We start from the raw sequence: 5,749 nt of genomic DNA, 5'->3' as shown, positions 1-5,749 counted from the left end.
AGGCTAGCTGTCCCTCGACCCTGATCCTGATCTCTTTCCCGTTGTCTTCGAACTCCCATGCCCAGAAGCCGCCATATGTGGGCAGGCGCTCGTTGATGCAGTTGTGGCGGACGAGGTCCTGCGGATGCTCCGGAACCCCCTTGACCTCGAAATATGAGGGTGCGCCAACGACGGCAAAAGGGAAATCAGGCCCGATGCGTGTCGAGATCATGTCTTTCGCCACCTGCTCCCCCATCCGGACGCCGCCGTCGAAGCGCTCGGTCACGATGTCAGACAGCCCGTTTTCGCGTATCAGCTCCACTTTGATGTCAGGGTTGTTCGGTAGGAAGCGCTGGAGTTTCGGCCAGATGATCCACCTTATTGCGTGGTCTGATGCCGTGATGCGGAGGTTCCCGGCCGGCTTTTCCCTGAATTCGGTGAGGGTTTCAAGTTGCGCCTCGATCTCGTCGAAATGAGGCCCCACGCCTTGGAACAACCGCTCTCCGGCGTCGGTGAGCGAAACGGCCCGCGTGGTACGGGTCAGCAGCCGGATTCCAAGCCGCGTCTCGAGCTGGCGGACAACGTGGCTGAGCGCCGATTGAGACACGCCCAGCTTCGCAGCCGCTCGCGTAAAGTTCTTCTCCCGGGCGACCGCCAGAAAAGCCAGCAGGTCATTGACGCTCTCGCGCGGCATTCACGAGCTCCTTCGGATCAAAATGGCCGTTGTACTGAATTTGCTGAGGCTGGACATTGAAATCATCGTGAACACCCGCCTGGCTCTGTTCGCGCTGGAACAAGTTGCGCCGCTGGCCATTTGTCGTCCATGAAAACAGCCCTGCCGATGTCGCTGCTCGCTCTGGCCTTCTCCGTTGGCGGTGCCGCCGCGCGGGAACTCCGACCCGAAGAAATCAATACCGCGTCGATTGCGTCCATCGGGACTGAGAAATCTGGGCCGGGAGATCCAGACCCGGCGATCGTTCGCCTTCAAGTCCTGCTCGACCGTGCAGGCTCATCTCCCGGCGTGATCGATGGCCTCTCGGGCGAAAACGTCGACAAGGCCGTGGCCGGCTTCGAGACGATGAACAATCTTCCTGTCAATGGGAGGCTCGATCCAGAGGTCGCCTCCCGCCTGGAAGGCAATGCCCCGATCGTTGAGAGCTATGTCGTCTCGGCAGAGGATGCCGCGGGTCTCGTTGACAAGATCCCTGAAGACTATGGCGAGAAGGCAAAGATGCAAAGCTTGGGATATACGAGCGTTGCCGAGAAACTGTCCGAGCGGTTCCACATGGGTATCGATCTCGTGCATGCGCTCAACCCGGCTTCGCAGTTTGCTCCTGGCGACACGGTGTGGGTGGTGAACCCGGGTCCTCCAAGGGAAGGAAAGGTCAAGAGGATCGAGGCTGACAGGAAGACGGGGCAGGTGCTCGCCTATGCCGCGGATGGATCGCTGCTTGCAGTCTATCCCGCAACGATCGGAAGCGAAGACAATCCGGCACCGTCAGGCAAGCACAAGGTCAAGGGCGTCGCGAGAATGCCGGTCTACAGATATGACCCGAAGCGCAACTTCAAGCAGGGAAAGAACGACAAGGTCCTGACGATCCCGAAAGGGCCGAACGGTCCTGTTGGCACGGTCTGGATCGACCTGACCGAGCCGACCTATGGGATACACGGGACACCGGAGCCGAAGCTCATCGACAAGGTGGGATCGCATGGCTGCGTGCGGCTGACGAATTGGGATGCCGAAGAGCTGGCCGACATGGTCAAGCCCGGTGTGCTGGTGGACTTCGTCAGTCGAAGTTCAGCCACGCCGAAGTGAAGGGGAATGCATTGAAAAACCCACTCTTCTCTGCTTGTTACTGACGACCTTCGTCAGCGCCTGCGCATAGGCCGTGCCGCCTGCATGATCAGTTCGCTTGAGGCTTGTAGGCGACATCTTTCCGAACGGAAGCGACTCCCTTTACCGCGCGAAGCGCATCGAGCGCGTCAGGATTGACAGTACCGTTGACAATCATGAAGCGCTCGTGGCTTTGCACCTGTTCGAGGCCTTGCGACTTCAAGTCGCCGACGACCTCTCCCAAACTGCGGGCCTCGTTTTTGTCGATCCGAATGGTAACTTCAATCTTATCGGTCGTCATAGCTCGCCGCATCCTCTTGCCTGGAGCAGACCCTTGCCAACATCCCTAGCAGGGGAAGATAGAGGCTTTGTTAGCTGAATCAAGCGCGCCCACAGCGCCCATCCGCGAAACTTCGGATCAGACTGAGCAATAAGAGCGGCAACGCCGGCAACATGTGGGGTCGCCATGCTGGTGCCATTCCATCGGTCATACTTGTCATCGGGCAAGCTCGAAAATATGTCGACGCCAGGAGCGGCAATGTCCACTTCCTGACCAGGATTCAAACCGCCGCATGAGAACGACGCCGGCGCGAAGGAGCGATCCACGGCGCCAACTCCCAGGATCGTGGACGCGTTCGCCGGAGAACCAACCGGCTCAATCTGTTGAGGACGAGAACTTTCGTTCCCGGCGGCGGCAATGACTAAAGTTCCCGCGTCTAAACATACCTGCCCAATTTGCTCGTAGTCGTCACTCGGCGCATCTCCAATTTGCGCTGCAGCGCCTAGCGACATTGAAATAACATGGCAGCCTTCATCCAGCGCCCATTCCATGCCGGCAATGATCGACCGGTCAGTACCGAAGCCGTCGTCGCCCAGCACCTTTCCAGCGTAGATTTCCGCCTCATAGGCGATGCCGTAACGTGGGCCGCTGGTCGGTCGCAATGGACCGCATGCCGTACCGATGCAATGCGTTCCGTGACCGTGAACATCGCCTTCGGAACTACGTGTTGCAAAGAGCTTCTTGGTGACTGAACGGCCGACAAAATCCTGATGAGTTTCGTCAAATCCGGTATCCAGTACCGCAACCTTGATGCCGGCCCCGCTCAGCTCACTTTCGATAGCCCTGACAGCTTGCAGTCCCCAAGTGTTGCTGGTTTCGTCAAAGGCTGCCCGGGCGACATGCCCCTCTGCCCCCTTCCTGCCCAATAAGCGATCGACCAGTTCGTTCACGGCGTCACGATAGCCGAGCAGGTAGTCACGGTCCAAAGGGGTTGCAACGCCGCCCACCGTTGTCTGTGCAAGGTCCAGCCGCTTCGCCAGTGGCCCGCCGAGGGCGCGATAGGATCGCTCCGGCCGAGCAGCGCTGATGACCTTCTGTTGCATGGCATTTTGCAACATGGGCTTCAGTCTCTCGCCGTCCCGGCGCACAATTGCGATTCCGAAACGTTCGAAGTACTGAACATCAGCGCCGTCGAAATCATTTGGCACCGCCACGGCGCTGCGAAAATCTTTGGACGAGGCGACACGGAAGCCGCCTTTTTCGAGTTGCTGTACACCCTCGTTCCTTGCTTTGGGTGTAAATCGCACCACCATGCCAAGACCCGATGTGCCGTCGCCCGATGCGTTGACCCTGCCTCGTGTTGATTTCGCCATGATATCAACTCTCCCCCATGATTCACGGTTTCAAAGCAATACAAAAGCCGCAAGATTGACGCGCGGCATACCCGTTAATCGAGCCGACACTCGCGTTCGGGATAGCGGCGGCGCTACAGGTAGATCGATGCGGATTGACCAGATGTTTATTTCCGCTGACTTGCCGCGAGAACACAAAGCTTTGCCAACCGAAAATTGGAGCGTTCGGCAAGCAAGCATAATAAATTGTACCTTGTAGGTCGATTTCGGGATGTACTTCCCCTGGCCGAAATCTCGGCGGCAAATATACATCTTATTGTTGAGTTAGCAAATGAAAATTCTAGCGGTCGTTCGCCGGCGTTTCATTGCTTTTCAGGTAGCCTATACTTCTACATCTCCTCCCCATTGTATTTCCTCGCTATTTTTGTGCCTGAGGTGGCTCTGTCCGATTATCGATACTGCCTTGCAATAACGGACTTGCGGCGAAAAGCGCCAGCGATACCGGCAATGGCACCTCTTACAACGAGGCGCCAACCGCGGGGCAGGGAATACGATGCGCAAAAAACGAGTGCGCTGAAACCGCACAGACATCGACTGAGCTTTACCGGTAATTTACCAACTTTAAGATGAATAATAGCCCAATATGATTAGTTGACTTCGCGTTCTAGGTGTATGAATTATCCCGCGGGCTGGAAAACGGAGGGTGTTGCCAATGGCAATCGTTTTTCAATCGCACGGGGGTGCGGAGAAAGAGCGCGCAGTTCCAGGGCCGAGCGTTCGGGCCGGGCGGCCAGCGACGGGTGACGTCGCGGTCGATGAAGAAGCTGACTTCGGATATTTCGTACCGCCATTAGATGCGCCAGAGAATTACCTTCCCAACACGGCGGAAACGCTTGGGGAGCTCGATGAGCTCGGCGAAATGATGATCGATGTTGTCGCGACGCCGACGAGCGAGGATCCGACGGAAGATTCCACGCTCCCGCCTGTCTTCACATATTGGGGACAATTCCTGGATCACGAGCTGACGGCCCGAACTGATCGCGAAGGAGCGATCTCGAGCATGGTCAACGCACACCCGCCTGTCGCCTCGTCGACAGTGGAGAGCCAGTTCAGAAATGCTCGCTCGCCCCGTTTCGATCTGGATAGTGTCTACGGCGGATCTGCCGTCGGCGAGGGGATAGATGCGGATGTTGTCAAAGTGATCTCCGGCCTTCGCCACCCCACGCTGACAAACAAAATGCGTGTCGGGACAGCCGTCGATCCGGGGCCACTTCCCGACAACCTCGACGAACATCGCGACCTCCCTCGCTACGGCCAGGTCCAGTCGTCTGTCCGGGAGGCGGCTTTACGTCTGGCTCAGGCCGCGATGACTCCCGAGGCGTTTCAGAAATTCTCTGATACCTTGCCCCAGCGGGCGATAATCGGGGACAATCGCAACGATGAAAATCTCGTCGTCGCGCAGTTCCATCTGAGCTTTCTCCGGTTCCATAACAAGGCCGTCGACTATCTTGCATCGCATGACACGGGCTGGATCGCCGATTTCAGCTCGGCGCAGGCTCTGACAAGACTTCATTACCAATGGTTGATTGTCGAAGGATATCTCAAGGGCGTTTGCGATCCGGTTGTGGTGGACCGCGTCGTCAACGATCGGGCATCTCATTTCTTCAAATTCAGAGCCGAGTTCGATGCCCGGAGGCAGAATACCCGGCTCGGCAATGCTCTGCCGTTGGAGTTCTCCACCGCAGCCTATCGGTTCGGTCATTCCATGGTCAGAACCTTCTATGACTACAACAAGAACTTTGGGCGGCCGGGCACAGGTTTTCTACCGCGCGCCACCTTGAGGTTGCTTTTCGAATTCACCGGCGGCGGCGGCAGGCTGGATGACGCGAAGAAGCTGCCCAAGAACTGGATAATCGACTGGACGCGCTTTACGGGAGCCGATCCCCATGATGCGAGCGATGGGGAGCCGGCCCGTCTTGCCAGGAGGATCGATACGGAACTTGCTCCGCCATTGCATACGCTGTTCAAGGAGGGGGAGGACCAGGCCGACCAACAGCTTAAGGAGTTGTTCAAGAACCTGGCAAGGCGCAACCTTCGTCGGGGCTACAATCTCAGGCTCCCGACGGGTCAGGCTTTACACAAGCATCTCAAGCAAACTGGCGCGGTGCAGTCCTCGCCGATCCAAGATGTCTCAGCATTGTTCGCCGCGAAGCCCGATCTGAAGAACTTCCTCGCCGGCACTGCATCGCGTTTCCACGAACGTACACCGCTCTGGTTTTACATTCTGGCCGAAGCCGAGGCTGC

5 protein-coding genes are annotated in these 5,749 nt (G+C 57.7%); 2 read left to right on the top strand and 3 right to left on the bottom strand.

The window, feature by feature from the left end:
• The coding region (locus tag FY112_RS02930) for a LysR family transcriptional regulator (protein WP_151517619.1) at positions 1-673 on the bottom strand (673 nt) is incomplete at its 3' end.
• Between the two features lie 120 nt (positions 674-793).
• Between FY112_RS02930 and FY112_RS02925 the strand changes: the two genes are divergently transcribed.
• On the top strand, positions 794-1,795 hold the full coding sequence (locus FY112_RS02925) for a L,D-transpeptidase (RefSeq protein WP_151517618.1): 1,002 nt from the start codon (positions 794-796) through the stop codon (positions 1,793-1,795).
• Between the two features lie 88 nt (positions 1,796-1,883).
• Here the strand turns inward: FY112_RS02925 and FY112_RS02920 are convergent, their stop codons facing one another.
• Positions 1,884-2,114: a hypothetical protein gene (locus FY112_RS02920; protein ID WP_131644101.1), complete on the bottom strand. Its 231-nt coding sequence runs from the start codon at positions 2,112-2,114 to the stop codon at positions 1,884-1,886.
• Positions 2,111-3,466 carry a S8 family serine peptidase gene (locus FY112_RS02915; RefSeq protein WP_094086198.1) on the bottom strand — a complete coding sequence of 452 codons (1,356 nt, stop codon included), beginning with the start codon at positions 3,464-3,466 and terminating at the stop codon, positions 2,111-2,113. Before FY112_RS02915 ends, FY112_RS02920 begins: the two co-directional genes overlap by 4 nt.
• Positions 3,467-4,157: 691 nt before the next feature.
• Here FY112_RS02915 and FY112_RS02910 point away from each other — a divergent pair.
• Positions 4,158-5,749 (top strand): heme peroxidase family protein (locus FY112_RS02910; RefSeq protein ID WP_246700587.1); only part of this gene is annotated, 1,592 nt, incomplete at its 3' end.

The sequence above is a fragment of the Rhizobium sp. PEPV16 genome (genome assembly GCF_008919455.1).
Taxonomy (GTDB): domain Bacteria; phylum Pseudomonadota; class Alphaproteobacteria; order Rhizobiales; family Rhizobiaceae; genus Rhizobium; species Rhizobium leguminosarum_Q.
The sequence above is the reverse complement of the archived record's forward strand: the minus strand, read 5'-3'. Positions and strand labels throughout refer to the sequence as shown.

Coding starts and splice junctions, on each gene's coding strand:
- FY112_RS02920 (WP_131644101.1), bottom strand. CDS start 2,114: ATGACGACCGATAAGATTGAAGTTACCATTCGGATCGACAAAAACGAG.
- FY112_RS02915 (WP_094086198.1), bottom strand. CDS start 3,466: ATGGCGAAATCAACACGAGGCAGGGTCAACGCATCGGGCGACGGCACA.